25 protein-coding genes are annotated in these 25804 nt (G+C 65.1%); 7 read left to right on the top strand and 18 right to left on the bottom strand.

Annotation, left to right across the window (positions count from 1 at the left end):
• Nucleotides 1-9: 9 nt before the first annotated feature.
• The 7 genes from OXQ33_RS04105 to OXQ33_RS04075 form a co-directional block, all read right to left on the bottom strand.
• On the bottom strand, nt 10-630 hold the full coding sequence (locus tag OXQ33_RS04105) for an NAD(P)H-dependent oxidoreductase (protein ID WP_267433407.1): 621 nt from the start codon (nt 628-630) through the stop codon (nt 10-12).
• Nucleotides 631-694: 64 nt separating this feature from the next.
• Nucleotides 695-2278: a Na+/H+ antiporter gene (locus OXQ33_RS04100; RefSeq protein WP_267433406.1), complete on the bottom strand. Its 1584-nt coding sequence runs from the start codon at nt 2276-2278 to the stop codon at nt 695-697.
• Nucleotides 2279-2372: 94 nt separating this feature from the next.
• On the bottom strand, nt 2373-2942 hold the full coding sequence (locus OXQ33_RS04095) for a transcriptional regulator (RefSeq protein ID WP_267433405.1): 570 nt from the start codon (nt 2940-2942) through the stop codon (nt 2373-2375).
• Nucleotides 2939-3280: a hypothetical protein gene (locus OXQ33_RS04090; protein WP_267433404.1), complete on the bottom strand. Its 342-nt coding sequence runs from the start codon at nt 3278-3280 to the stop codon at nt 2939-2941. The genes OXQ33_RS04095 and OXQ33_RS04090 overlap by 4 nt, the downstream gene beginning before the upstream one ends.
• Nucleotides 3277-4050 carry an SDR family oxidoreductase gene (locus tag OXQ33_RS04085; RefSeq protein WP_267433403.1) on the bottom strand — a complete coding sequence of 258 codons (774 nt, stop codon included), beginning with the start codon at nt 4048-4050 and terminating at the stop codon, nt 3277-3279. The genes OXQ33_RS04090 and OXQ33_RS04085 overlap by 4 nt, the downstream gene beginning before the upstream one ends.
• Before the next feature lie 173 nt (nt 4051-4223).
• The gene (locus OXQ33_RS04080) at nt 4224-6314 is read right to left on the bottom strand and encodes a TonB-dependent siderophore receptor (RefSeq protein WP_267433402.1); all 2091 of its coding nucleotides are present in this window, start codon (nt 6312-6314) and stop codon (nt 4224-4226) included.
• 198 nt (nt 6315-6512) lie between these two features.
• A complete protein-coding gene (locus OXQ33_RS04075; RefSeq protein ID WP_267433401.1) occupies nt 6513-7679 on the bottom strand; it encodes a nucleotide sugar dehydrogenase in 1167 nt (388 codons plus the stop codon).
• A 600-nt stretch (nt 7680-8279) separates the two neighbouring features.
• Here OXQ33_RS04075 and OXQ33_RS04070 point away from each other — a divergent pair.
• A complete protein-coding gene (locus tag OXQ33_RS04070) occupies nt 8280-9464 on the top strand; it encodes a sugar transferase (RefSeq protein WP_267433400.1) in 1185 nt (394 codons plus the stop codon).
• 373 nt (nt 9465-9837) lie between these two features.
• Here the strand turns inward: OXQ33_RS04070 and OXQ33_RS04065 are convergent, their stop codons facing one another.
• The 7 genes from OXQ33_RS04065 to OXQ33_RS04035 all read right to left on the bottom strand — a co-directional run bounded on the left by OXQ33_RS04065 (nt 9838) and on the right by OXQ33_RS04035 (nt 15398).
• Entirely contained in the window at nt 9838-10782 is a 945-nt protein-coding gene (locus tag OXQ33_RS04065; RefSeq protein WP_267433399.1) for a glycosyltransferase family A protein, read from the bottom strand.
• Nucleotides 10783-10787: 5 nt separating this feature from the next.
• Nucleotides 10788-11678, bottom strand: coding sequence for a glycosyltransferase family A protein (locus tag OXQ33_RS04060; protein WP_267433398.1), 891 nt, complete (start codon nt 11676-11678; stop codon nt 10788-10790).
• Between the two features lie 100 nt (nt 11679-11778).
• Nucleotides 11779-12264, bottom strand: a complete 486-nt coding sequence (locus OXQ33_RS17430) for a DapH/DapD/GlmU-related protein (RefSeq protein ID WP_346015336.1) — start codon at nt 12262-12264, stop codon at nt 11779-11781.
• Nucleotides 12265-12266: 2 nt separating this feature from the next.
• Nucleotides 12267-13433, bottom strand: a complete 1167-nt coding sequence (locus OXQ33_RS04050) for a glycosyltransferase (protein WP_267433397.1) — start codon at nt 13431-13433, stop codon at nt 12267-12269.
• Entirely contained in the window at nt 13430-14497 is a 1068-nt protein-coding gene (locus OXQ33_RS04045) for an endo-1,4-beta-xylanase (RefSeq protein WP_267433396.1), read from the bottom strand. The genes OXQ33_RS04050 and OXQ33_RS04045 overlap by 4 nt, the downstream gene beginning before the upstream one ends.
• 20 nt (nt 14498-14517) lie before the next feature.
• Nucleotides 14518-15003: a glycosyltransferase gene (locus OXQ33_RS04040; protein WP_267433395.1), complete on the bottom strand. Its 486-nt coding sequence runs from the start codon at nt 15001-15003 to the stop codon at nt 14518-14520.
• Complete coding sequence (locus tag OXQ33_RS04035) at nt 15000-15398, bottom strand: glucuronosyltransferase (protein WP_267433394.1); 399 nt, start codon at nt 15396-15398, stop codon at nt 15000-15002. The genes OXQ33_RS04040 and OXQ33_RS04035 overlap by 4 nt, the downstream gene beginning before the upstream one ends.
• 394 nt (nt 15399-15792) lie before the next feature.
• On the opposite strand from OXQ33_RS04035, the gene OXQ33_RS04030 reads away from it, so the two are divergent.
• The 3 genes from OXQ33_RS04030 (at nt 15793) to OXQ33_RS04020 (ending at nt 19076) form a co-directional block, all read left to right on the top strand.
• Nucleotides 15793-17919 carry an AAA family ATPase gene (locus tag OXQ33_RS04030; protein ID WP_267433393.1) on the top strand — a complete coding sequence of 709 codons (2127 nt, stop codon included), beginning with the start codon at nt 15793-15795 and terminating at the stop codon, nt 17917-17919.
• A 216-nt stretch (nt 17920-18135) separates the two neighbouring features.
• Complete coding sequence (gene ndk, locus OXQ33_RS04025) at nt 18136-18558, top strand: nucleoside-diphosphate kinase (protein ID WP_042482585.1); 423 nt, start codon at nt 18136-18138, stop codon at nt 18556-18558.
• Nucleotides 18558-19076 carry a GNAT family N-acetyltransferase gene (locus tag OXQ33_RS04020; RefSeq protein WP_267433392.1) on the top strand — a complete coding sequence of 173 codons (519 nt, stop codon included), beginning with the start codon at nt 18558-18560 and terminating at the stop codon, nt 19074-19076. The genes ndk and OXQ33_RS04020 overlap by 1 nt, the downstream gene beginning before the upstream one ends.
• Nucleotides 19077-19080: 4 nt before the next feature.
• Here the strand turns inward: OXQ33_RS04020 and OXQ33_RS04015 are convergent, their stop codons facing one another.
• The 4 genes from OXQ33_RS04015 to purM are packed head-to-tail and all read right to left on the bottom strand — an operon-like array spanning nt 19081 to nt 21677.
• Nucleotides 19081-19680: a hypothetical protein gene (locus OXQ33_RS04015; RefSeq protein WP_267433391.1), complete on the bottom strand. Its 600-nt coding sequence runs from the start codon at nt 19678-19680 to the stop codon at nt 19081-19083.
• Nucleotides 19677-19964, bottom strand: coding sequence for an MmcQ/YjbR family DNA-binding protein (locus OXQ33_RS04010; protein ID WP_267433390.1), 288 nt, complete (start codon nt 19962-19964; stop codon nt 19677-19679). The genes OXQ33_RS04015 and OXQ33_RS04010 overlap by 4 nt, the downstream gene beginning before the upstream one ends.
• A complete protein-coding gene (gene purN, locus OXQ33_RS04005) occupies nt 19961-20554 on the bottom strand; it encodes a phosphoribosylglycinamide formyltransferase (RefSeq protein WP_267433389.1) in 594 nt (197 codons plus the stop codon). Before purN ends, OXQ33_RS04010 begins: the two co-directional genes overlap by 4 nt.
• The gene (gene purM, locus OXQ33_RS04000) at nt 20544-21677 is read right to left on the bottom strand and encodes a phosphoribosylformylglycinamidine cyclo-ligase (RefSeq protein ID WP_267433388.1); all 1134 of its coding nucleotides are present in this window, start codon (nt 21675-21677) and stop codon (nt 20544-20546) included. Before purM ends, purN begins: the two co-directional genes overlap by 11 nt.
• Nucleotides 21678-21736: 59 nt before the next feature.
• Here purM and OXQ33_RS03995 point away from each other — a divergent pair, with 59 nt between their 5' ends.
• From OXQ33_RS03995 to OXQ33_RS03985, 3 genes are read left to right on the top strand one after another with little or no spacing between them, the layout of a single operon-like run.
• Nucleotides 21737-22996 carry a heavy-metal-associated domain-containing protein gene (locus OXQ33_RS03995; protein ID WP_267433387.1) on the top strand — a complete coding sequence of 420 codons (1260 nt, stop codon included), beginning with the start codon at nt 21737-21739 and terminating at the stop codon, nt 22994-22996.
• Complete coding sequence (locus tag OXQ33_RS03990) at nt 22993-23601, top strand: chromosomal replication initiator DnaA (protein WP_267433386.1); 609 nt, start codon at nt 22993-22995, stop codon at nt 23599-23601. The genes OXQ33_RS03995 and OXQ33_RS03990 overlap by 4 nt, the downstream gene beginning before the upstream one ends.
• Nucleotides 23602-23645: 44 nt before the next feature.
• Nucleotides 23646-25787: an RNA degradosome polyphosphate kinase gene (locus OXQ33_RS03985; RefSeq protein ID WP_267433470.1), complete on the top strand. Its 2142-nt coding sequence runs from the start codon at nt 23646-23648 to the stop codon at nt 25785-25787.
• Nucleotides 25788-25804 lie beyond the last annotated feature (17 nt).

Genomic DNA, 25804 nt, shown 5'->3' with positions numbered 1-25804 from the left:
AAATACGACTTAGCCTTTTGTCCCGTCACCGTCCAACGCATCAATAGGGCGGGATGTCCGGGCGCGTTGCTCTCGCGCGGCGGAAGTCCACCAAGCCAGATCATCGGCGAAGCGGGGAAAGGCGCGGGTCAGCGCGGCTCCGCCATCGCCGGTCGGCTTTCCTTCCGCATCCAGTGTTTGGCCGATCCCGCCGACCGTCAGCGTGCTGGAGACGACCACCATCCCCATCTCCGACAGCGTTCCATGCCAGGCGACGCTGGCATGCGCCCCCGCCAGCCGCCCCGCCGAGTAGCTGGCAATCGCGGCGGGGCGCCAGAACCACTCCTCCAGGAAATGGTCGGTCAGGTTCTTGAGGCCCGGCTGCTGTCCCCAATTATACTCGCCGGTCACGAAGACGAAGGCGTCCGCATCGCGAATCTTGCCCGCCAGCCGCTCCATGGCCTCCGGCGCTTCGCCCTTCGGATATTCCTTGTACATGCGGTCCAGGATCGGAAGACCGACCGCCTTGGCGTCGATCAGTTCGGGCTCCGCGCCGCGCTCCGCAAAGGAGCGGACGAGGTAATCCGCCAGGCGGATACCCTGTCGATCCGAGCGGTAGGAGCCATAGAAGATCAGAATGCGGTCGGCCATCGCTCACCTCGGGTCGTGGAACGACAGGATCAACGCCAACGCGCGTCGGACGATCCCGCGAGGCTCACCCCTTCGCCGCGATCGCCCCCAGTTCCTCCAGATCGAGATCATGTTCCAGATCATGCAGCGTTTCGTCATCGATCCGCCCGGCGCGGTGCAGACGGACCAGTTCGGCGCGTCCCGCCTGGACGGCGGCGATGATGACGTTGAAATGGCTTTCGATCGCGACGGTGCGCTCCTCCGCCGTTCCTTCGAAATTTTCGCCGGCCGTTGCGCGCGTGCGATATCGGCGGAGCAATTGCGGATGGACGACTTGTCCCTCGGCGTCATGCGCCTCGCGCTCCACCGCCGCCAACTGGGCCCGGAACATCGCATGTTCGGCGGCATGAAGATCGAGCGGCGGCCGGGATGCCACGTCCTCGGCCGGCTTCGCCCACCGGATCATCCAGCCGAGCGATGTGCCCTGGACCAACACGGTGACCAGGATGACCACGAAGGCGGTCACCAGCATCAGGTCGCGGGCGGGCATGGTCTCGGGCAGGGACAATGCGACGGCAAGCGTCACCACGCCGCGCATCCCGGCCCAACTCATCACCAGCGCCGCGCGAGGTCCGAGCGGGCGGGCATTTCTCCATCCCATCCGGCGCAGGGCCGCGACGATCGCGTCGATGCCGAAAATCCACAGGAACCGCGCCACGACCACCGCCGCCACGATCCACAGCACGGGCCCCGCCATCCGCTCGAGGAACAGCGCCGGATCGCCGACCCGCTCCAGCAAGCCGCGCAAGGACAGGCCGATCAGCGTGAACACCGCGGCCTCCAGCAGGAATACCAGCACCTGCCAGAAGGCCAGCGCGCGGATCCGGACGCTCGCACTGAAGACGACATGCTGGTGCCAGCCACAGGTCAGCCCGGCGGTCACCACCGCGATGACGCCGGATACATGGAGCAACTCCCCCGCGATATAGGCGCTCCAGCATACCAGCAAAGTCGCCGCGATCATCAGCGTGTCGTCGCCCAGACGGCGGAGCAACAGTACCCACAGCGTCCCGATCGCCGCGCCGACCGCAACGCCACCGATGACCAGCAGGAAGAAACTGCCGGTCGCCGTACCCAGGCTGAACGTCCCCGTCAGCACGGCGGCGACCGCGAAGCGGAACAGGACGAGCCCTGCGGCATCGTTCAACAGGCTTTCCCCCTCCAACAGGGTCGACAGCCTTCGCGGCAGCCGCACGCGCTGAAGCACGGCGCGGGCGGACACCGCATCGGGGGGCGAGAGGATCGCACCCAATGCGACGCAGGCCGCCCATGGCAGATCGGGCGCCAGCAATCTGGCGACCACCGCCACGACCGCCGTGGTGAAGAAGACCGCTCCCACGGCCAGCGACAATATCCCCACCATATGGCGGCGGAACGCGGCGATGGCGGTGAACCAGGCCCCGTCCATCAGCAGCGGCGGCAGGAAGAGGACCAGCACCAGTTCGGGATCGATCGCAATGCTCGGCAGGCCGGGAACGAACGCGATCGCCCCGCCGCCCAGGATCAGGGCAGCGGCGGGCGGCAATGACAGGCGGTGCGCGAGATAGTGCAGGCCGATCACCACGAGAAACATCGCGATGATCAACTCGAAACCTGCCGCTGCATGCATATCGCCGCTCCCCCGATCTGGCTTATCCGGGCAAAGCGGAAGAAGCCCGCCTAATCAATATGGATACGCGCTCATCCCAGAGGAGGAAGTTCGACTACGGGCCCGCCCGATCGGAGGCCTGGCCGCTCGCGATCGTCCGCGCGCGGTCTTCGAGCCTTTGCCAGACGGCACGCTCTTCCGCCGCGTCGGCCAGCGCGCGATGGTCCGGCGTGGCTTGCTTGCTGGCGGTCGCCCATGCGATCAGATCCGTCGTCACCGGCTCCAGCCGATCGGGCTGCACCACGTCACGCAGGATGCGCATCGCACTCTCCCGCAAAGCGACATCGGTATCCTTCAGTCGCAGGGCGTGCCGGGGCAGTCCCGCCGTGCGCAGCAGCAGGCTGAGCCATTTCCCGTCCCAGGACGGTGCGCTGGCAAAGAGATCATGGCCGGAAAGCTGTTCCAGCATTCGGCGCGCGACCATGTCATGGGGCGCGCCTTCGCTGTTCAAGGTTGCACGCGAAATCCCGTGGATACGCTCTGCCGCCTCATCCCAGTCGTCCCAGGTCGGGGCGGGGGCGATCAGGTGGCTTTCCGACCGGCCATCCTCGAATATCCAGGCGACTTCGATGGGGTGGCTCTTGTCGGAAAGCGAGGATGCCTCGAAATCCAGAAAGACATTCATCGGTCTTCCTCCAAGCCTGCATACCAGGGCGCATAGCGGGTGTTCCGCGCCATCCGGCGGTTCAGGTCCGGGCTACCATCGTCCCACCAGACCGGGCCGCGTTCGCCCATGGCCGTCTTGGCGGCCTGGACCCTCGACCGCGCCAGGCGGAGCGCCCCGTCATCGCCCTTTTGCATCGCGCCACGCACCGCGCGCCGCGCATCCATGAGGTCGTCGACCAGCGCCTGCCGTTCTTCGGCACCCAGATGGGGATTGCTCGTACGCCACAAGCGTCCCCGGACGACGACGTAACGGCCATCCGGTGTCGTCGGCGGCGCACCATCGACCGCCCGTGTCACCGGTTGCCGGCCTCCCGCTGTTGGGCGGCGCGTTCGGTCAGGGTCTTGAGCGTCTCGTCGAAGCGTCCCTCGCGCTCGGCCTGGCGGAGGAACTGGACCTCATCGACCAGGATCTCGGACGGCGTCGGCGACTGAGCGAACTGCGCCGCCACGGCATCGGCAAAGGCGTCGAGCGGCATATAGCCGGGCCGGTTGGCCTGCCCCGGTGTCAGGTCGGTCTGAACGCCCGGCGGGGCCAGCTCGATGATCTCGACCTTGCCCGCCAACTGGGTCCGCAGCGACACGGTGTAGGAATGGATGGCCGCCTTGGTCGCCGAATAGGTCGGCGCGGCGACCAGGGGCACATAGGCGAGCCCGGACGTGACATTGACGATCGCGGCGTCCGGAACGCCGACGAGATGGTCGACCAGCGCGTTGGTCAGGCGGATGGGGCCCAGGATGTTGATCGCCAGGGTCGCCTCGGCATCGGACAGGTCGCGGCGATGCGTCAGGTCTTCGAACTTCATGATCCCGGCATTGTTGAACAGGACATTCAGAGCGGGGAAATCGCCGACGATCTTGCGAGCGAATGCATCGACCGCATCGGCATCCTCGACGTCCAGAACGGCGGTATGGATACGCTCTCGCCCGGCGGCGGCCCTGTCCAGTGCGTCCTGACGCCGTCCGGCGATGATCACGGTGTCGCCCCGATCATAGAAACGATGGGCCAGCGCTTCGCCTATACCGCTTCCGCCCCCGGTCATCAGGATGGTGTTGCCGCTGGTCTTCATGCTGGATCGCTCCCAATTCCTGTCGCGCTGTCTCGACCGAGGGGCGGTGGTTCACCAATCGCGATGATGCAGCCCCCTGGCCGGGTCGATGGCGTGTCAACTCAAGCGGTAAAGGCACGTTCCGGTTGCGTGAATTTTCGGTCACGATTTGCCACGCTGCTGCCCCCCGGCGCTCAGATTTCCAGCCTTAGCGATGCGCGGACGGTACGGGGGGCACCGGGATAGATCCACAACCGGCTGTAGGAACTGGCGGCATAGCGCGCGTCGAACAAATTGTCGGCCTCCAAACGGAACCGCAAGCTGTCGGTCACGGGCGCTTCGATGGCCGCCTTTGCCTTGACATATTCGGGCAGGACCAGTGGCTGGGCGTCGAGCGATCCGGCCCGGTCGCCGACATAGGCGACACCGCCGCTCAACTGCCATTCTCGTCCGGCAAAGGGCAGGCGATGGACGACAAGGATGGTGCCTGAATGCTCGGGCACGCCAAGAACGGCGGGCGTGGCGAAGCTCTTGTCGTCGTTGCGCGCATCGACCCAGCTATAATTCGCGATGACCTGCCAGCGATTGCCGAGGCGCAGCGACGCATCCGCCTCGATCCCCCGGCTGTTCAACTGGCCCACCGGGGCGTTGAAGCCCGGATCGACGGGATCGGTCGTCAGGATATTGCTCTTGGAGATGTTGAACCAGGTCATGCCGACATCCAGTCCGGCCCAGCGTCCGGCGATGCCGACTTCATAGCCACGCGCTTCCTCCGGCCGGAAACCTTCCCCGGTCCGCCCGGTCCCGGAATTCAGCAGGAAGGACTCGCCCCAATTGGCATGGACCGAAATATGGTCGCCCACGGCATAGCGGGCGCCCGCCCGGAACTTGAGCGGTTGCTCGACGATCCGGCCGACGCCGCCGGTCTGGTTGTTGACGATCTTCTGCCGATAGGGATCGACCCGCGCACCGCCCACCAGGGTCAGCCGGTCGGTCACCGCCCACATGTCCTGGACATAGATGGTCCCCGCCCAGCGGTTCTCATCATTGTTGGTGAAGGGCAGCAGCGGCGCGGCGGTGCCACCGTAGCTGGACGCCGGATCGTAGAGATCGACGGCATAGGGCGCCGCGGCGGAGGGATTGCGTCGCATCCACCGCTCGCCATAGGCCATGCGATAGCCCTTGAGGCCCAGGCTGACCTGGTGCCGCCCGATGCGACCGGCCAGTTCCATCCGGGCCGCCAGATCGTCGATCGCGAAGTCCCGCGACCGCCGCTGCCGCCAGACCTGCGTGCCGACGATCCGCGACTGATCCGCCGAGAAGCCCTTGAGCGATCCGGTACGCCAGACGATGCCGCCATTGAGCGTCCAGCCGTCACCCAGTTGCGCCAGCCCCGTCAATTGATGCCGCTCGTTGCGGAAGCGGGTGAGGCCGTTCGACGGCTCGCCATAATAGTTGGAGCGGGGCAGGGCGTTCGCATCGTTGCCGACCGCCGGAATACCCCGGTCGAATGGGGTATCGAACTGCATGAACTCGGCCAGATAGGTCAGCCGTACCGCGTCGCTGGGTCGCCAGGTCAGCGAGGGCGACACCACCCGGCGGCGCAGCGTCACCGTGTCGCGCCACCCGTCGCTATCTTCCGCCGCAACGACGATGCGGGCGGCCAGGCTGTCGGACAGCGGCCCGGTGGAGTCGATCTCCGCCCGCCGGGTATTGAACGAGCCATAGGTGATCGTGGCACGCGCGGCGGCCGTGAAGCGCGGTACCTTGGACACGATGTTGACCCGGCCACCCGGATCGATGTCGCCGAAGATCGCCCCCGCCGGACCTTTCAGCACTTCGATCCGCTCGACGGTCGCCGGATCGCGCGGCGGCACCATGCCGCGATTGGCGGTGAACCCGTCGACATAGAATTCCGCGCCGCCATCGGGTGTGCCCAGAAAGCCCCGGATCGCGAAATTGTCGAGCACGCCGCCGCGATTATTCTGCTGGCTGAACCCGCTGACGAGTTCCAGCGCGTCGTTCAGCCGATAGGTTCCGGCCGCCTGCAACACATCCTGCTCGAGCGATCGGCTCGACTGAGACATGCGCTCGGTCGCCGGATCGGAGGACAGGGTGCGGTCGATCGTGCTCCGTGTGCCGAGCACCACGATATCGCTGCGCGTCTCGGCATCCTCGGGCCCTTCGACCTCTTTCTGCTCCGCCAGCGCGGGGGCCGCGCACCATGCCATCGCCAAGCCCAAAGCGGAGATACGAAAACGCGAACTGGCCAGTGCAGTGAACATGGATGCTCCAGATAGGGAAGTGTCGGCTACCCCTCGATACAAGGGTATGTTGCAACGTCTCATAATCAGCGAGCGTGGCAAATCAACTGCTCAATTTGGAGGCAGGAAGGTGGGGCTTGCCGGTCGAACCATAAGATAATGGCCCGGTTTTCCTGCGAAAACCGAGCCATCGTCATGTGTCGTCTGAAGCGAGCGCCGTCAGTCGGAGCCGAAGATATCGCGCGTGAACAGCTTTTCGGGGACGTCGGCGAGCTCGGGCGCGTTGCGGTTCGCGATGATGACATCGGACTCCGCCTTGAACGCGTCGAGATCGCGGATCACGCGCGATCCGAAGAACTGGTCTTCCTCCAGCGCGGGTTCGTAGACGATCACTTCGATGCCCTTGGCCTTGACCCGCTTCATGATCCCCTGGATCGAGGACTGGCGGAAATTGTCCGATCCGGCCTTCATGGTCAGGCGATAGACGCCCATCTTGCGCGGCGCGCGGGCGATGATCTGATCCGCCAGGAAATCCTTGCGGGTGCGGTTCGCGTCCACGATCGCGCGGATCAGGTTCTGCGGCACTTCGGAATAATTGGCGAGCAGCTGCTTGGTGTCCTTGGGAAGGCAATAGCCGCCATAGCCGAAGCTCGGATTGTTGTAGTGCGTGCCGACGCGGGGGTCGAGGCCGACGCCCTCAATGATCTGGCGCGTGTCCATGCCGCCCGCGATCGCATAGCTGTCGAGTTCGTTGAAGAACGCGACGCGCATGGCGAGATAGGTGTTGGCGAACAGCTTGATCGCCTCGGCCTCACGCGCATCGGTGAACAGGACCGGGGCGTCCTTTTTCTCGGCCCCCTGGATCAGCAGATCGGCGAAGATGCGTGCCCGCTCCGACCGTTCGCCGACGATCACGCGCGACGGATGGAGATTGTCGTACAGCGCCCGGCCTTCGCGCAAGAATTCCGGGCTGAAGATCACCTGCGTCGTGTTCAGGCGCGCGCGGACGTCGTCGACGAAGCCGACCGGGATGGTCGACTTGACGATGACGGTCGCGTCGGGCGCATGCTCCTTCGCCAGCTGGATCACCGCCTCGACCGAGCCGGTGTTGAACTTGTTCGTCTCGACGTCATAGTTGGTCGGCGTCGCCACGATGACATATTCCGCAGCCGCCAGCGCTTCACGCGCATCGGTGGTCGCCGACAGGTTCAGCGTGCGGTTGGTCAGGAACTCCTCCAACTCGGCGTCGATGATCGGGGAGATGCGCGCGTTGACCTGCGCCACGCGCTCTTCCGATATGTCGACCGCAACGACCTGATTATGCTGCGCCAGGAGAACGGCATTGGACATGCCGACATAGCCGAGGCCGAAAACAGCGATCTTCATTCGTCAAACCCCATATCAGTGGGTGGAGCCCGTTCAGGTCCGGTACGTCACTGCGACTAGCCGTCCCGGTCGATCGACCACAACCCCATTCATGACGCGAAAGACAGGCAATTTGCCCAAGCGTGGGACTTTTATCGTTAAGCGCTTAACCCCTGTCCCACACCCACGGAAAATAATTGATGCTGCAGTGCGATGCAACCTTGACATTTACAGAGGAGCGCGAAAGCGCGATGGTTTAGCGTTGGTGGACGGGTGATTAACGGCGTGTTGCCAGAAATTCAGGCTTTCGCACCTATTCCACGGTGAGACGCTGCTGCGGCGCAAAATATCTAGTCCCGCAGCGGCCTTGGGGCTACATTCTGTCTCGTTCAAAGAAATCAGGGCAGGTCGGCTATCATGGATATGGGAAGATTCCATAGCAAGGCGCCGATGCAGAGGGTAAGGCGCTTGAGTATTCCAGCTTCGATATTGCGCTTTCGGGCGCTCATTACCCTTATCCTGATAGATTTGATCTGTGTCGCAGCAGGTTTTGCTGGAGCCGCCTATTTCCGTTTCGTCCTTCTCGGGCATACCCGCTGGACGCTTGCGATTGTGACATTGTTGTCAGTTTACTTCCTGACATCCTTCTCGATCCGTGCCTATGATCAGGAAAACCTGACCAATCCGCGCCATGCTGCAGCGCAAGGTGTCAAGGCGCTGCTGCTCTCGGTCTGCGCGGTCATCCTGGTGGCCTTCGTTTTTCAGGCGAGCGAAGATTTCCCGCGCGTCGTCATTGCCCTTGGCGCGCTGATCGGAACCCTGCTGATCGCCTTCGCGCGCTATGCCTTCGTCCGAAATATGGCACAGGTTATCGGCGGCAACCCCTTTACCGTCATGCTGCTTCACGACGGTCGCTCGCCGATTCCGCAGGGCGAGTTTTCGCAGGTCATCGAAACCGGCGATCGCTTCGACCCCAATCTGCACGACCCGATCATGTATGATCGCCTCGCCCGGCTGGTCGCCAGTGCGGATCGCGTCGTCGTGGCATGTGCGCCCGATACGCGGATCGCCTGGGCGAATGCGTTGAAGGGGACGGGTGTCCAGAGCGAGATCTTCGTACCCGAACTCAGCCAACTCGCGCCGCTGGGCATCTCTTCCTATGCCGCGACGCCGACCATGATCGTGGCCGTCGGACCGCTGGGTCTGTTCGATCGCTTTCTGAAGCGTCTGTTCGATATCGTGGTGTCGGGACTGGCGCTATTTCTGCTCGCGCCGGTGCTCGGGATCATTGCCCTGCTCGTTCGCCTGGACAGCCCGGGGCCGATCCTGTTCCGACAGGTTCGCATCGGATGGGGCAATGAGATGTTCCACATCCTGAAGTTCCGCAGCATGTATGTCGAGGGCAGCGATGGGGCGGGCCATCGCTCCGCCTCGCGCGACGACGACCGCATCACGCGCGTCGGGCGGTTCATCCGCATGACGAGCATGGACGAGCTTCCCCAGATCATCAACGTGCTGAAGGGCGATATGAGCATCGTCGGCCCGCGCCCCCATGCGCTGGGTTCGCGCGCGGCCGAGAAATTGTTCTGGGAAGTCGATGGCCGCTATTGGCAGCGCCACTCGGTCAAGCCGGGCCTGACCGGTCTGGCGCAGGTGCGGGGGTATCGTGGTGCCACCCTGATCGAGGACGATCTGCGCAACCGCCTGCAAGCCGATCTCGAATATCTGGAGCATTGGTCGATCTGGCGCGACATACGGATCGTGCTTCAGACGTTCCAGGTTCTGCTCCACCGCAACGCCTATTGAGGACTGCGGCAGCGCTCTCCGTATGAAAGGCCTCGCCCGGCCCCGATCGACATTCGCTCTATTCCTCCCCTGGAAGGGGAGGTGGCAGGCCGAAGGCCTGACGGAGGGGTGTCCCAGTTGGAGAGATCGACCAAACTCACGGCTGGCTACATCCCTCCACCATATTTCGCATGGTCCCCCTCCCGGTGCAGGGGAGGAATAAGGATTGTGCAGCCTGAATGTCGATCCGCGCTAAGCGAGACCCCGTCGTCATTGGGTGATCGACGACGATGGCCGATCCGGCACGGACGTGTCGCTACCCTTCCGTCCATAGGCCAATGAGGGAAATCGCATTCTTTGACTGATCGGGTTCCCAATGAGAAAGGGGCGCGCATTACCCCTTGAGCTTCGACGGCGCATATTCCTGATAGGAATGGCCCAATATGCCCATGGTCAGTCCGGCCCCCCGCAGCAGGTGGACCATCGCCCGTCCGCCCCAATAGGGCGAAACCAGCATCGCGGGCGACATCGCCGCGCCCAGGCCCATGCGGACCAGCCCACGGGCCAGTTGCTTGGCCTTCTCCCCACGCGATCCCTCGATCCGGGTCGCGACGGCGAAGGTATTGCCCAGCCGATACTGGCGCTGGCGCTGCCACTTCATGGTCAGCCGATTGACCGGGAACATGTCGTAGACGAGCGCCTGATCCGACCAATGGATTCGGATGCCCCGTCGCCAGGCCTGGTTGAAGAACAGATAGTCGCTGCCGCCGGTAAACCGCATCCGCGCATCGAAGCGCAGATCGAGTTCGCGAAACCGCGCCAGATCGAACATGACGTTGTTCGATGCGGCGAAATTCAGCTTCTCGCCTTCGGCATAGCGTTTGCGGTCGTAAAGACGGCTGCGACGCAGCCAGTCGTCCACCGGCCCCTCGAAGACCGGTTCGATCGGTCCATAGACGCAATCGGCGCCGGTCGCTTCGCGTGTCCGCAGCATCGAATCGAGCCAGCCATCGACCGGCCATTCATCATCGTCCAGGAAGCAGAAAAGCTCCGTCCCCTCGGGCGCGCTGTCCATCGCGCGATTGCGGGCGATGGGGATGCCCTGCTGCGGCTCGACGACATAATGAAGGTCATATTCGGGGTGACCGGCATGGGCCATCACCGCCTCCCGGCTGCTACCCGACGCATCGTTATCGACGACCACGATGCTGAGCCGCCAGGGCCGTGCGGGGTCGCAATGCTGATTCCGCATGACGCGAAGCAGCTTGTCGATCCCCTCCGGTCGCCGAAAGGTCAGCACGCCCAGAGTGATGTGGATCGGTGCGCGTTCGGCGGACATGGCGCTCACCGGCCCAGCAGCGACCGGGCCGCGCCGGTGATACGCTTGCGGATGACCTGCGTCGTCAGATTCTGCCGGGTCCAGCCCATGCCCCGTGCCTCGCGCGCGACGCGATCGATCTCGGCCAGCGTGTCGGTAATGCCCAGATGCGCATCGGCTATGCCGCCGGTGACCAGGCTCTTGCCCATCCGCCCCAGTCCGTCGAACCGACGCGCCAGATGCAGCCCAGTCGCCATCATGATCTGCGGCTTCAGCGACTTGGCGCGATCGGTGTTGGTGTAGCGATTATTCTCGTGCAGCCGCTGGAAGGTCAGCGGGGTCTCGACCAGCACGCCCGGTGCCAGATAGGCCGCCGCGAACTTCAGGTAATTGTCGCTCAGCACGACGTCATCGGCCAGCGGCATCGGCAGGATCTGCGACAGGATCGACCGATGGAAGGTCAGGCCGGACGTCGGAACGGGCAGGGTCGGGAAGCCGCCCGCACGCATCGTCTCGCGCTTGTCGATCGGCGTGATCGCGATGTCGTCGGGAACCGCCCCGCCATCGTCATTGGTCACGCGGTCGAAACACCAGCCGACCTGCCGCTGGGCATAGATGTCGGCGATGCGCGCCAATTTGCCGGGAAGAAAGAAATCGTCCGCGTCGAGCATCATCAGCACGTCGCCGGTCGACGCCGCAAAGCCCGCATTGAAGCTGGAGGCCTGTCCACCATTCGGCTTGAGCACCGGCGTCACCGCATCGCCATAGCTGGCGATCACCGAACGGGATTCGTCGGTCGATCCGTCATCGACCACGATGATTTCCGCGCCCAGGTGATTTTGCGACAGCACGCTGTCGATGCACGCACGCAAATATCTGGCATAATTGTAATTGTTGATGAGGACCGACAGCTTCATTGCACTTCCCCGTTTGCCCTCAAAAACATGTCGCTATGCAGCATTAGCATAAGCGGGCGCATGTCCGCGATGACGAACCATTGCTGTCCCATAAGAAAATTCATTCCGGCTGATCCGCCACCACCGCCTCGTCGGCACCGATCCGGCCATAACGGGCGACGATGCGCAGGTTGCTGCGAATGACGCGCGCGGGATTGCCAGCAACCAGCGAATTGGGGGGGACGTCCTTCGTCACCACCGATCCCGAACCGATGACGCATTCGTCGCCGATCCGAATCCCCGGCAGGATGATGCTGCGCGCACCGATGAAGCAACGACGGCCGATCCAGGTGTCCAGATACAGGCCGCGGGTCAGATCATGCGTCAGGATCGCCGCGTCGAACGCGACGTAGCTCTCTTCGCCGATATGCAGCCCTTTCGGGTTCGTCCGATCGAACTTCGCCGACAGCGAGAATTGCGCGGTCGGATGGATGTCCATCCCCCAGAACCGGACATACCAGAAACGCTTGGCTTCCACGAAAATGTTGCGCAGCTTCTTGAGGCGGTTGAGGCCCCATTGCGGCTTGGCTCCGCTGGTGCGTGCCACGATCAATTCCTCCGATAATCCGCGAGGACGCGGTCGTAATAGTCTTCGAGCAGACGGGTCTGCACATGCAGGTCGAAACGCTCCGCCACCCAATCCGGCGCCCGCCGATGGAAAGCACGCCAGCGGTCGTCGTCCGACAATAGGGCGCCAATGGCGTCGGCCATCGTGGCGACGTCCCGCTCTTCCGCCAGCAGTCCGGTACGCCCTTCCTCGACCGCCTCGCCGACGCCGCCCGAACGGAAGGCGACCACCGGGGTGCCTACCGCCTGCGCCTCCAGATTGGCGATCCCGAACGCCTCGGCATGGCCGTTGTCCAGCGTCACGCTGCCGTGCAGATAGAGTTGCGCCTGGCCCAGCTCGGCCCGGATCGCGTCCTGGCTAAGGCGAGCGTGATGGGACACGCGTGGCAGGGTGACCCGGGCATAGTCCAGCGTCGCCGCCGCTTCGGGGCCGTCGCCGATCATCACATAATCGACCGGAACACCCCGAGCCGCGACGCGGGCCAGCGCATCGATCATGTACCGATAGCCCTTATACTCGACGAAGCGCGCGATCGACACCACGCGGCCCGGAATGCGGGGGCTGGGATCGGGACGGAACAGGCCGCGGTCGACGCCGATATAGTGGCGATGGATGGACTCCGCCGGGAAACCCAGGTCGAGCAACCGGTCACGGATGAAGTCCGAAACCGCGATATGATAGCCGCCACCGCGCGCCATCTGCGCGCGCCCCTTGGCGAAGAAGCGGACCTGGTTGAACCCGCCCGGCTTTTTTGGATCGCCGCGATAGGTCGCGTCGAAGCCGTGAAAGGTCGTCACCAACGGCTTGTCCATCGCTCGGGCGAGCGGGGAGAGGACATAGCCGTTCTTGCCGAAATGCGCATGGATCAGATCGGCACGGGCCAGCGGGGGAAACAGGGCAGGTGCCGCGATGCGTGGGATCTTCAACAGAAGCGACCCCGCCTTCATCAGCGGCGAATTCGCGATGGAATGGACGGGCAGGTCGGTTTCCGCGCCATGCCCGTCACCCATGCGCTGGCCGACCAGAAACTCGGGCGAATAGCGTTCATAGCCCCGCGCCTGCGCCAGCACGAAAGCCTGACTGGGCGGAAGAAAGCGCTCGACGAAGATCGCGACACGCTTGCCGTCACGGCTAGGCACGGCGCTCATCGGCTGGGCCCCGCCTGACGCAGCGCGCCCGCCAGCGCATCGAGCGCGGGCAGGGGCACCATGTTCTCGTCATAGAGCAACGCGCGGGCGCGACAGCCATGGCCCTGCGCCGCCTCGGCCTTGCTGAACTTCTCGCGAAGACCCCAGGTCGTCACCCCGCGCAACGTGCCCGAGGCCGATACGGTACGAACGAGGTCGGCAAAGGTCCGGCCATAGACGTCGGGATCGGGATCGCGCAGGCGATGCGCGAACTTGCACGAGCCGTCCATCTCCGTGATGTAGGTGCCCAGACCCAGCCGCTTGGTCTCACGCAGGAAGGCGCTCAGCGCGGGTGCGTCGAGGCGGTCGAAACCGGGACGGAAATGGGCCTGAAGGCCGATGGCGTGGACTGGGACATTGGCGGCGCGCAATTCCCGCAACATGTCGAGCATCATCGCCCGCCGCGCATCGTAATTGGCGCCCGCCTTTTCGAGATGGGTTTCGTTGATGACGAGCGTCGCCTTCGGATCGGCCCGGTGCGCGCGCTCGAACGCCTCACGCACATGGTCCTTGCCCAGCAGGCGATAGAAGACCGACGACCGCCACTGAGCGGAGTCATATTCCATCACCTCGTTGACCACGTCCCAGGCATAGACCTGGCCAGCGAAATGGCCGACCGTCTGGTCGATATGACGGTTCATCGTGTCGCGCAGCTCGGCAGGGTCGGTGATCGCGGCGACCCAGCGGGGCACGCGGTACCAGATCAACGTATGGCCATAGAGACCCGCGCCGATCTCCTTGGCGAAGGCGGCGATCTTGTCGGCATCGTTGAACTGGACATGGCCCGGCTGCTTTTCGGTACCCACCCATTTCAAGGCGTTGCGCGGGGTCAGCGACGAGCAGTGGCGGCGAAACAATTCGCGCATGGCGGGGTCGCGCAAATCCTCGATATCAATGGCCGCGCCGAACCGGATGCCGCGCGTGAGATTGCGCAGGCTGAGGTCGTCGGCGGCCGCACTCGGCATCCCCATCGTCAGCACGGTTGCACCACCACCCAGAAGCAGTCCACGCCGGGTGAAAGCCATGTCCTCTGCACCCTTCGCCATTACCGGGCCCCGGCGCTGCGGATGATCGAGTCCAGATGCTGCATCAATCGCTGGCGTCCGGGCGGGACCACGTCGCCACCGGGGGGCGGGGCGAGATCGCTGGCGAGAAGCGTGTGAAGCTCCTCCGCGGTCCGCGCGACATAGAGGCCAGGCCGCCCCTCCAGCTGCGACACGGTCGCCATCTGGTGATCGTTGCGATGTTCGCCATGCGCGGCGAGGCGCGGGAAGAGGATGGCGGGGCGACCGACCCGCTGACAGGTCAGGATCGTACCGATACCGGCATGGGCGACCACGACCCGCGCGCGCCCGAAATAGGCGTCGACATCCAGCGGACGGATGCGCGGGCTCCATTCGATATTGCGGGGGACATAGGTAGACTTGCCGGTCTGGGCGAAGATCGGCTCGTCCAGGGTCGGGGCGATGCCGTCGATCGCCTCGATCAGCCGGTCGAAGGGCAGTTGCGTGCCGACGGTGACGAAGATCACAGTACGGCCCCCGCGTGATGCGGCCCGTTCGGCTTGGCGAGATGCGACCATTGGGTCAGCCATTCGGTCGCGACGAATCGCGCCAATGTCCCACTTTTGGACAGTTGCTCGACATTGGCGACGCTGTCGATCCACACGGTCCGTGCCCCGATCAGACGTCCGGCGAGAAGACAGAAGAAACCGGGGGCCGCGCCCGTCGAGATGATGACGGCGGGACGCAGCGAGAACACGGTGCCGAACGACCGGATGAGGCACTTGAGGCTCTGAAGAGGCTCGTTGCGGTTGCAGTCGGGCAGGACGATCCCGTCGGTGATCCCAGCCTTTTCCAGCAGGTCCGGCTCGGTCGTCGCGAAGCGGGTCGCATGGGCGTCGAGCATGCTGCGGAGCAGCATCATCTGCTCCCAATGGCCGCCCTGCGATGCGACCGCGAGAACCCGAGGGCCTGATCGGCCGTCTGCGGATTTGCCATTCAAAGCCATCTCGCAACCTCCCATTGCAAAGGGCGATCCCGTTCGCCCGACGCCCCGCGACATGCGGCGTGTCTTTGAGGCGGTAGCCTATATCAGGTGCTTCGTAACCCGCAAAAGCCAACATTTATGGGACAGTTGCAGTGCAGCAAAATTTGCCCGAAGACGGTGTCGGCTGTACGGGCCCGCCTGTCCTATCACGGATCGGTGGCGTTCCGGGGGACGATGCGCATTACCTTGCGTCAGGGTCGGAGACACCGGTACACAGCCGGATGACCAACCACGGCGCAGGATATCAAATGGTCGGGACGGAGATACGAGTATGAACCCGCTGGTGCCTGTCGAACAGGATTCGGCCAAGATCATCGACATCGGCGCGGTCATGAATGCGGTCCGTCGGCGTATCATTCCCATCGCGATCACGATGGCGATCGTCCTGGTGCTCACCGCGATCAGCTACAAGATGGCCACCCCGCGCTATAGCGCGGAAGGGCAGGTGGGCATCGAGCGGACCAACGAGGAAATCGTCAATGCGCAACAGGATCAGCGCCAGCAGCCGCTGACCACCGATTCCTCCTCCGTCGACACCGAAGTCGCGCAGATCCTCTCGCCCGAGACGCTGGGCCGCGTCGTCGACCGGCTCGGTCTTGCGAAGAACCCGAACTTCGTCGGCACCGATCCGCTCGATCCGACGACCGCACGAAACAACGCGATCGGCGCGCTGACCGGGCAATTGTCGGCGAAGCGTGCGGGCACCTCCTATGCGATCGACGTCAGCTTTTCGTCGACCGACCCCGTTCTGGCGGCCAAGATCGTCAACACGGTGATGGACGAGTATCTGAACCGTCAGCAGCTCCAGAAGCGTGACGAGCGGAACAAGGAAATCGCCCTGCTCAGCTCGCGCATCGCCAGCGCGCGCGGCGAATTGCAGGGTGCCGAAACCGAGGTCGCCCGTTTCCGTGCCGCAACGAACCTGGTCGATATCCAGAACCAGAGCACCAATGCGCAGCAGTCGATCGCCGTGCTGAACCAGCAGCTTGCCGACGCGCAGGCGCAACAGGCGGTGGCGGAAGCGCGCAACACTGCGCGCAGCGCCAGCAGCGCCGGGGCGGGCTCGGCCGTGACCTCGCCGGTCTTGCAGCAGCTCCGTACCGAAGAAGCGGCTCTGAGCGCGCAGCAGGCGTCGCTGTCCGAGCGTTACGGCGACCGCCATCCGCAGGTCATCGAAATCAACGAGAAGCTGCGCGAAACGCGCCGCCAGATCACCAGCGAGACCGCACGGGTGCGCCAAAGCCTCGCCGCCGAAGCGGATGTGGCGCGTCGCCGGACGTCCTCGATCGTTTCGTCGCTGGGTGCGCAAAAGGGGCAGTTGCTGGAGGGCAATGCCGCCTCTGTCCGTCTTGGCGAACTGGAGCGCAAGGCGACGACGCTGAAGGGCCTCTACGAGGCGCTGCTCGAGCGTTATCAGCAGGCGGTTGCCCGCCAGGGCACCGAGCGCAGCGCGGCGTACATCATCGCCCGCGCCTTCGTTCCGCAAAAGCCGGACAGCCCCAAAAAGATCGTCTATGGCGGCGGTGGCCTGCTCGCCGCGATGCTTGCGGGGGCGGTGGTCCTTGCCGGGCTCGAAATGGCGGAGAATGGCTTCACCACGCGCCGCCAGGTGGAGCGGGCACTCGGCCTGCCGGTGCTCGCGTCGATCCCCGACCTGCGAACGCTCGATCGCAACCGGATCAAGTCGCCGACCCCGGCGACGATCAGCCATCATCTGGTGGAGCATCCCGGCAGCGTCTTCTCCGAGGCCTATCGCTCGATCCGGACCGCGTTGAAGGTCGGACGTGAGGAGCAGTCGGTGAAGGTCGTCGCCATATCCTCGGCGCTGCCCGGTGAAGGCAAGACCTCGACCTCCTTCTCGCTCGCCCGTTCCTCGGCGCTGGCGGGCATCACGACGGTGCTGGTCGATTGCGACTTGCGACGCCAGGCGACCAGCCGCCAGATGGAAGGTGCGATCCAGTACGGGCTCGCCGACCTGCTGCGCGGCGAAGCGACGCTGGATCAGGTGCTGGTCCGCGACAGCGCCAGCGGGGCCTTCCTGCTGCCGCAGCGTCCGACCAACGGCGACACCGCCTATGACCTGATCGCGTCCAGTGCGATGCAGAATCTGGTCGAAGAACTTCGCGAGCGTTTCGATCTGGTGATCCTCGACACCGCGCCGTTGCTGGCTATCGCGGACTCCCGTGCCATTGCCTCGATGGCGGATGTCGCGCTGCTTGCGGTCCGGTGGCGCAAGACGCCCGCTCCGGCGGTGCGGCTGGCGCTGGACCATCTGTCGATGGCGGATGCGCGCATCGGCGGTATCCTGATGACCATGGTCGATCTGAAGGCGCAGCGTCGCGCGGGTGCCGGTGACGAGCTGCGTTATTATGATCGTTATTCGAGCTATTATAACTGATCCCTGCGACCCGCCGGATCGGCAGCGATCCGACTTGCAGAGCCGCCGGTGCCTTCATGGTACCGGCGGCTTTTCGCTATCCGGCACCGGCCGGTTCGGGCGACCCCAGCCCTATCCGGGACGCCCCTTGCCGCATAAGGCGTTGCAATGCGTGCACGCCCCGATTAGGGCGACGCCACTTCCAGCCAACCCCCTATCAGGAGCTGCGTGACCATCATGGCCGCGAACCGTACCTTTTCGATCATCAAGCCCGATGCGACCCGTCGCAACCTGACCGGCGCCGTCACCAAGATGCTGGAGGAAGCCGGCCTGCGCGTCGTCGCTTCGAAGCGCATCCAGATGACCCGCGAGCAGGCCGAGGGCTTCTACGCGGTCCACAAGGAGCGTCCCTTCTTCAACGACCTGGTCGAGTTCATGATCTCGGGCCCCGTCGTCGTGCAGGTGCTGGAGGGCGAGAACGCCATGCAGCGCAACCGCGACATCATGGGCGCGACCAACCCCGCCAATGCCGAGCCGGGCACGATCCGCAAGGAACTGGCCGAGTCGATCGAGGCCAACACGGTCCATGGTTCGGACTCGGATGAGAATGCGGCGATCGAGATCGCCTATTTCTTCAAGCCGGAAGAGATCGTCGGCTGATGGAATGGCGGCTGCGACGGGCGGAGGCGGGCGATGCGCCCGTCCTGTCGTTCGTCGCGGCCGCGACGTTCCTGGAAACCTTTGTCGGGATCATCGCCGGTCCCGACATGGTCCGCCACTGTTCGACGAACAGCTCGGCGAGCAAGTTCGACCAATGGATCGCCGATCCGCAATGCGTGGCGACGCTGGCCGAACATCGCGATGGCGCGGCGCCCGTCGGCTATACGCTGTTGACCCCGCCCGACCTTCCCATCGAGACTTACGAGCGCGATATCGAGTTGCGCCGCATCTATACGCTGCTGCCCGCGCGCGGCACCGGGCTTGGCCATGCCCTGATGGCTCGGGCGATCGATGACGCACGGGCGTTGGCGGGCAAGCGGATGCTGTTGGGCGTGCTGGGCATCAACCATGTCGCGCGCGCCTTTTACGAGCGGGAAGGCTTCGAGCTGGCGGGCATGCGCCACTTTCGGGTCGGCGACACCGTTTTTGACGACGCGATCTACGCCCGCGCCATCTGATCGTTCAGGGACGCGCGCTGGTCCATGCCGCCGCCAGCTTGGCGGGCGTGCCCACCCGGTCCCGCAGCCGCAATCCCTCCAGGCGTAGCGTGCGACCGCGCAGCAGGCGTCCTTCGGTCCGCCAGATGATGTCATAGAGGCCCGTCGCCGTCCGTGCGGTATCGCCGTCCCAGTAACGCGCGGTGATCAGCACCGGCAAACGCCCTTCGCGTTCGTCCGACCCGCCATCGGTCAGCGCCAGCAGAGGTGCCGCCATCGGTGCCGCTTCGATTGCGGGGGCGGAGAGGGGCGTCTGACGCTCTATCCCGGAACCCTTGGGAAATTCGATGGTCAGGTCCGACAGATCATGGCGGGGATCGCGAAGTGCGATACGGCGTCCGCCCTGCTCGACATCGGCCAGCAAATCCAGCCGACCGCGCTCATGCCGCTGTGCGCTGGCGGTCGCCGCCTTGTCCGCCGCGTCGCTCCGGCGCTGCGACCAGTTGAGATAGAGGGTCAGCGCGGCGACCATCAGGCCCGCCACCGCCACGAACTCGGCCAGCGTCAACAGTCGCCGCCGCGACCGCGCGCCGGGCGACGATGCGTCCCCGGCCTTGTCGCTCATCGTCCGCCCGCCTCCAGCAGCGCGGTCGGTGCGACCAATTCCCAACTCCGCGCGATCCGATCCTCGATCGACGTCCAGTCGACATCGCCGCTCAACGGAATGTCTGCCCAGCACGGCTCGTTGCTGGGATCGGCGGTGCAGACGTGCAGTGCGGCCGCTTCGGTCGGCACACGAACGAACGCCTCTCCCTCGACCAGGAAACAGGCTTCGCCATCCGTTATGTCCTCGGTCGTACCGGGCAACAACATGGCGATGTCACGGATGCGGGACAGGTGATCGGTCATCGGCGCACAAACTCCGTCAGGACGCGAGGATAGAGGCGATGCTCCTCGACCAACACGCGCGCCGCCAAGGCATCGGCGTCGTCACCGGGCAGGATCGGCACTTCCGCCTGGCCCAACACCTCGCCATCATCCAGTTCCTCGGTCACGATATGCACCGAGCATCCCGCCTTGTCGTCGCCCGCCGCGATCGCGCGAGCATGGGTGTCCAGCCCCTTGTACAGCGGCAATAACGACGGATGGATGTTGACGATCCGTCCCCGCCACTTCGCGACGAAATCGCCCGACAAGAGCCGCATGTAACCGGCCAGCGCGATCACCTCCACGCCCGCGTCACGAAGCGCGGCGTCGATCGCGGCCTCATAAGCGGGCTTGCCGATTCCCTTGGGCGACAGGGCGAAGGTCGCGATGCCCTGCTCCGCCGCCCAGGCGAGACCCGCCGCATCGGGCTTGTCGGAAGCGACGAGCGCCACGGTATAGGCCGCGTCCTCCGCCTGCGAGGCGGCGACGAGCGACTGCATATTGGAGCCGCGCCCCGAAATCAGGATGCCGACCCTCACCGGCAAGTCAGGCACCGGCGTGTCAGGCCGCATGGGTCGCCGTCCAGTCGGCCTTGGCGCTCCAGGTGCCTGCCGAGCCCTTGACGGTGCAGCCGCGTTCGCCTGCCTCGACCCGGCCGATCGTCACGACCGTCTCACCCGCCGCGCGCAGCGTTTCGGCCAGCGCCTCGGCTTGATCGGCGGCCACGATCACCGCCATACCGATCCCGCAGTTGAAGGTGCGCGCCATCTCCTCGGGCTCGATCCCGCCCTGGGCCTGGAGGAAGGCCATCAGGCGCGGCTGTTCCCAGCCATCGGCATCGACCACCGCGTGAGCCCCCACGGGCAGGACACGCGGGATATTTTCGAGCAGCCCGCCGCCGGTGATATGGGCCAGCCCCTTGATCGTCCCCGCCTTGAGCGAAGGGAGCAGCGAACGGACATAGATGCGAGTCGGGGCCATCAGCGCCTCGATCAGCAACCGTTCCTGATCGAACAGCGCCGGGCGATCGAGCTTCCACCCCTTGTCCCCCGCCAGCCGCCGGACGAGCGAGAAGCCGTTGGAATGGACACCCGACGAGGCCAGGCCCAGGATCACATCGCCATCGGCAATGCTCGCCCCGGTCAGGACCTGGGTCCGCTCCACTGCGCCGACGCAGAAGCCCGCCAGATCGTAATCGCCAGGGGCATACATGCCGGGCATCTCGGCGGTTTCGCCACCGATCAGCGCGCAGCCCGCGATGCGGCAGCCTTCGGCGATCGAAGCGATGACCCGCTCGGGAACATTGCCCTCCAGCTTGGCTGTCGCGTAATAATCGAGGAAGAACAAGGGCTCCGCGCCCTGGACCACCAGGTCGTTGGCGCACATGGCGACCAGGTCGATGCCGACGCCGTCGTGGCGGTCATGCTCGATGGCGAGCTTCAGCTTGGTGCCCACGCCGTCATTCGCCGCGACCAGCAGCGGATCGGTGAAACCCGCCGCCTTGAGGTCGAAGAAACCGCCGAAGCCACCCAGGTCCGCATCGGCTCCGGGCCGCCGCGTCGCCTTGGCCAGCGGGCCGATCGCGCGGACCAGCGCATTGCCCGCGGCGATCGAAACCCCCGCATCGGCATAGGTGTAGGACGTGCCGGAAGCGGCGGGCGACGGAGTGGCGGACGGCGTGCTGTTGTCGGTCATGTTTGCCCGTTAGCTATATCGCGCTTGGATTTCCACGCCTGCTTCGCCAAAAGGCCGCGATGCGTTTGCGATTGCCCTCCGTGATGTTCGGTCTGGCCGCTCTTGCCGGCCTAGGCGTCGGGGGCGGTGCCGTGCTTGCCCAGATCGAGGGGCAGGCGCGCGGCGTCACCCCGATCGACAGTGGCGGCGCCTATGAGGTGACCGGCGTGTCCGTCGACGTGTCGGGCAAGACGGCGGAGGCGGCGCGTCTGGGCGGCTGGCGGATTGCGCAGCGCAAGGCCTGGACCGTGCTGGCGCAGCGGCTGGGGCGTGGCGGCATCGGCGCATCCGATGGCCTGCTCGATTCGCTGGTCAGCGGCATCGTCGTCGAGAATGAGCAGATCGGCCCGACTCGCTATGTCGCGCGGCTGGGCGTACTGTTCGACCGGACACGGGCGGCGGGCGTGCTGGGCGTGTCCGCCTATGCCGACCGGTCGCCGCCGATGCTGGTCCTGCCGCTTCAGGTGTCGGGCGGCACGTCGCAGATGTTCGAGGCACGGACGCCCTGGCAACAGGCCTGGGCACGCTTCCGCACGGGCAACAGCTCGATCGACTATATCCGGCCATCGGGCACGGGTTCGGACCCATTGCTGCTGAATGCCGGGCAGATCGGGCGGCGGTCGCGGGGCTGGTGGCGGACGATCCTCGACCAATATGGCGCGTCGGACATCCTGATCCCCGTCGTTCATGTCTATCGCCAATGGCCCGGCGGCCCGGTGATCGGTGTGTTCGAGGCGCGGCACGGGCCCGACAATGCCCTGATCGAAACAGTGACGCTGCGGGTCGGGAGCACGGACGCGATCAACCAGTTGCTCGATACCGGCGTGGCCCGCCTGGACGGCATTTATCAGCGCGCGCTGGCCAGCGGGATGCTGCATCCCGACGCGACTCTGAACCCGCCGCCGAAGCCCGAGGAAACGGTGATCGACGACACGTCGCCGGGCGAGGAGCCGATCGCCGGACTGGATGCGGTCATCGGCTCGACGGGTGCGGGGATCGCCGTCACGCTGCAATATGACACGCCCAGTGCCAGTGCGGTGGCGAACGCGGAAAGTCTTATCCGCTCCATTCCTGGCGTCGTGCGCGCAGGCACGACCAGCCTGGCGCTGGGCGGTGTATCGTTGATGGCCGTCACCTATGACGGTGATCCCGAGCAGCTTCGCCGCGCGCTGGAACAACGCGGATTGCAGGTGTCCGGCTCGGGCACGACCTTGCGCATCCGGCGCGCGGCCCAGGTGCCCGCGCCCGCGCTCCCTTCGGATAATGCGATTACCGGATGAACCAGATGGCGTTGCCGCTGCAATGGCCGGCGGACCCCCGATCAGATGCGTTTCTGCTGACCGATTCGAACCGGATGGCGGCCAGGATGCTCGACCAGTGGGAGGCGTGGCCCACCATGGCGGCGATCCTGACCGGGCCGCGCAAGTCGGGCCGGTCGCTGCTCGCCCGCATCTTCGCCGCCCGCAGCGGCGGCACGATCATCGACGATGCCGAACGCGTGCCGGAAGTGCAGATCTTCCACGCCTGGAACAATGCCCAGGCGGAGCGTCGTCCGTTGCTGATCGTCGCGGACGCGCCGCCGCCCCGCTGGCAGGTCAAGCTGCCCGACCTTCGCTCGCGCCTCGCCAACAGCAGCCTGGCCGAGATCGCCGCACCCGACGACGAACTGGTCGCGGCGCTGTTCGAGCTGCTTTTCCAGCGGCGCGGACTGGACGCCCGTCCCGATCTGATCGAGTGGCTGACGCTGCGGATCGAGCGTAGTCACCTTTCTGTCATCCGAGCAGTGGATATGCTGGATCAGGGGGCGATGGAACGGCGTGCGCGCTTGTCCATTCCTCTTGCACGATCCACCCTGACCGCGGCTGGCCTGATCGCCGAGCCGTAAGCCGCAAGCGAGCAAAGATGACCCGTCCAGCCCATATCGCGCAAATGTCCGAACCGGACGACGACCATTTCGCGGCTGAGCCCAACGGGCGGTATTTCAATCGCGAACTCTCCTGGCTGGCGTTCAACCGCCGCGTGCTGGAAGAGGCGTGCAACAGCGCGCATCCGCTGCTGGAGCGTCTGCGCTTCCTGTCGATCTCCGGGTCGAACCTGGACGAATTCTTCATGGTCCGTGTCGCGGGGCTGAAGGGACAGCAGGCGCAGGACGTCGAGCAGCGCTCGGTCGACGGGCTGACCCCGGCGCAACAGCTGAGCGGGATCGTCGCCGAGGCGGATCGCCTGATGGCCAGCCAGCAGGAAGTATGGGGGGACCTGCGCGTCTTGTTGGATGAGGCGGGGATCTTCGTCCTGCGGCGTGACGCGATCGACCAGGAAGCCAGCGCCTGGCTGGAAACCCATGTCCGGGAGCAGATCTTCCCGATCCTGACGCCCCAGGCGCTCGACCCGGCTCACCCATTTCCGTTCATTCCCAACAAGGGTTTGTCGATGATCTTCGACCTGACCCGCGTGTCGGACAAGGCGCCGATTCGCGAGTTGGTGATGATCCCCGCGACCATGCCGCGCTTCGTCCGGTTGCCGGGCGAGGGCGCGCGCTATGTCGCGATCGAGACGATCCTGCGGCGCTTCTCCGGGCTGCTGTTCCCCGGCTATGTCGTCAACGGTGCCGCGACCTTCCGCGTGCTGCGCGACAGCGATATCGAGATCGAGGAAGAGGCGGAGGATCTGGTCCGTTACTTCGTCAATGCGATCAAGCGGCGTCGGCGCGGCCGGGTGATCCGGCTGGAGCTGGAGACGGGCATGCCGGACGAACTGGCCGATGTGCTTCGCGATGAGCTGGGCGGGACCGGCGCGATCATTACCGAAAGCGGCAATCTGCTGGGCATCGGTGACCTCGATATGCTGGTCGACGAGAATCGGCCCGACCTGAAATTCCCGCCCTATGCGCCGCGCTTTCCCGAGCGGATTCGCGAATTCGCGGGCGATTGCTTCGCCGCGATCAAGGCCAAGGACATCGTCGTCCATCACCCGTACGAGACGTTCGAGGTGGTGATCGCCTATTTGAAACAGGCCGCCGCCGATCCCGATGTGGTGGCGATCAAGCAGACGCTCTATCGTGCGGGCAAGCAATCGGCGGTGATCAACGCACTGATCGCCGCGGCCGAAGCGGGCAAATCGGTGACCGCCATCGTGGAACTGAAGGCACGGTTCGACGAGGAGCAGAATCTCTACTGGGCCTCCGCCTTGGAACGGGCGGGCGTGCAGGTCGTCTATGGCTTCATCGACTGGAAGACCCATGCGAAGGTATCGATGGTCGTGCGGCGCGAGGGGAACGACTTCCGCACCTATTGCCACTTCGGCACCGGCAATTATCATCCGATCACCGCGCGCATCTATACCGATATCAGCTTCTTCACCGCGGACCCGTTGATCGGGCGCGATGCGGCGCAGATGTTCAACTATATCACCGGCTATGTCGAACCGGCGGCCATGAACCGGGTCAGCCTGTCGCCGCGCGACCTGCGCCACAATCTGATGGCCCTGATCGATGCCGAGATCGCCCATGCCCGTGCCGGTCGCCCCGGCAGCCTGTGGGCCAAGGTCAACTCGCTCGTCGACCCGCAGGTCATCGAAAAGCTGTACGAGGCGAGCGGTGCGGGGGTGGAGATCGACCTGATCGTGCGCGGCATCTGCTGCCTGCGCCCCGGCGTTCCCGGCATGTCGGAGAATATCCGGGTCAAGTCGGTCGTCGGCCGTTTCCTGGAGCATAGCCGCATCTGGGCGTTCGGCGACGGAAAGCTGCTGCCGCACGACGCGGCCAAGGTCTTCATCTCCTCGGCCGACTGGATGCCGCGCAATTTCGACCGGCGGGTCGAGTATATGCTGCCCATCCTCAATCCGACCGTCCATGACCAGATATTGGACCAGGTGATGGTCGCCAATCTGCTCGACAATGAACAGAGCTGGGAGCTGGAGCCGGACGGCAGCTATGTTCGCGAAGAGCCGGGCGACCAGCGCCCCTTCAACCTGCATCGGTATTTCATGACCAATCCTTCCCTATCCGGGCGCGGCGCCGCGCTCGACACCAGCAAGGCGGTGCCGACCCTGTCGCTCCGGCGGCAACGTTGATGCGGGTTCGCTGATCG

Origin of the sequence: Sphingomonas sp. GM_Shp_1 (assembly GCF_026540895.1) — a bacterium.
Classification (GTDB): domain Bacteria; phylum Pseudomonadota; class Alphaproteobacteria; order Sphingomonadales; family Sphingomonadaceae; genus Sphingomonas.
The sequence above is the reverse complement of the archived record's forward strand: the minus strand, read 5'-3'. Positions and strand labels throughout refer to the sequence as shown.

What these genes read in the sequence shown, in the direction of transcription:
- ndk (WP_042482585.1), top strand. Translation starts at nt 18,136, where the DNA reads ATGGCCGCGAACCGTACCTTTTCGATCATCAAGCCCGATGCGACCCGT.
- OXQ33_RS04080 (WP_267433402.1), bottom strand. Translation starts at nt 6,314, where the DNA reads ATGTTCACTGCACTGGCCAGTTCGCGTTTTCGTATCTCCGCTTTGGGC.
- purN (WP_267433389.1), bottom strand. Translation starts at nt 20,554, where the DNA reads ATGCGGCCTGACACGCCGGTGCCTGACTTGCCGGTGAGGGTCGGCATC.
- purM (WP_267433388.1), bottom strand. Translation starts at nt 21,677, where the DNA reads ATGACCGACAACAGCACGCCGTCCGCCACTCCGTCGCCCGCCGCTTCC.
- OXQ33_RS04045 (WP_267433396.1), bottom strand. Translation starts at nt 14,497, where the DNA reads ATGGCTTTCACCCGGCGTGGACTGCTTCTGGGTGGTGGTGCAACCGTG.
- OXQ33_RS04020 (WP_267433392.1), top strand. Translation starts at nt 18,558, where the DNA reads ATGGAATGGCGGCTGCGACGGGCGGAGGCGGGCGATGCGCCCGTCCTG.
- OXQ33_RS04100 (WP_267433406.1), bottom strand. Translation starts at nt 2,278, where the DNA reads ATGCATGCAGCGGCAGGTTTCGAGTTGATCATCGCGATGTTTCTCGTG.
- OXQ33_RS04065 (WP_267433399.1), bottom strand. Translation starts at nt 10,782, where the DNA reads ATGTCCGCCGAACGCGCACCGATCCACATCACTCTGGGCGTGCTGACC.
- OXQ33_RS03995 (WP_267433387.1), top strand. Translation starts at nt 21,737, where the DNA reads ATGCGTTTGCGATTGCCCTCCGTGATGTTCGGTCTGGCCGCTCTTGCC.
- OXQ33_RS03990 (WP_267433386.1), top strand. Translation starts at nt 22,993, where the DNA reads ATGAACCAGATGGCGTTGCCGCTGCAATGGCCGGCGGACCCCCGATCA.
- OXQ33_RS04075 (WP_267433401.1), bottom strand. Translation starts at nt 7,679, where the DNA reads ATGAAGATCGCTGTTTTCGGCCTCGGCTATGTCGGCATGTCCAATGCC.
- OXQ33_RS04085 (WP_267433403.1), bottom strand. Translation starts at nt 4,050, where the DNA reads ATGAAGACCAGCGGCAACACCATCCTGATGACCGGGGGCGGAAGCGGT.
- OXQ33_RS04050 (WP_267433397.1), bottom strand. Translation starts at nt 13,433, where the DNA reads ATGAGCGCCGTGCCTAGCCGTGACGGCAAGCGTGTCGCGATCTTCGTC.
- OXQ33_RS04010 (WP_267433390.1), bottom strand. Translation starts at nt 19,964, where the DNA reads ATGACCGATCACCTGTCCCGCATCCGTGACATCGCCATGTTGTTGCCC.
- OXQ33_RS04035 (WP_267433394.1), bottom strand. Translation starts at nt 15,398, where the DNA reads ATGATGCTGCTCCGCAGCATGCTCGACGCCCATGCGACCCGCTTCGCG.
- OXQ33_RS04095 (WP_267433405.1), bottom strand. Translation starts at nt 2,942, where the DNA reads ATGAATGTCTTTCTGGATTTCGAGGCATCCTCGCTTTCCGACAAGAGC.
- OXQ33_RS03985 (WP_267433470.1), top strand. Translation starts at nt 23,646, where the DNA reads ATGTCCGAACCGGACGACGACCATTTCGCGGCTGAGCCCAACGGGCGG.
- OXQ33_RS04015 (WP_267433391.1), bottom strand. Translation starts at nt 19,680, where the DNA reads ATGAGCGACAAGGCCGGGGACGCATCGTCGCCCGGCGCGCGGTCGCGG.
- OXQ33_RS04105 (WP_267433407.1), bottom strand. Translation starts at nt 630, where the DNA reads ATGGCCGACCGCATTCTGATCTTCTATGGCTCCTACCGCTCGGATCGA.
- OXQ33_RS04030 (WP_267433393.1), top strand. Translation starts at nt 15,793, where the DNA reads ATGAACCCGCTGGTGCCTGTCGAACAGGATTCGGCCAAGATCATCGAC.
- OXQ33_RS04060 (WP_267433398.1), bottom strand. Translation starts at nt 11,678, where the DNA reads ATGAAGCTGTCGGTCCTCATCAACAATTACAATTATGCCAGATATTTG.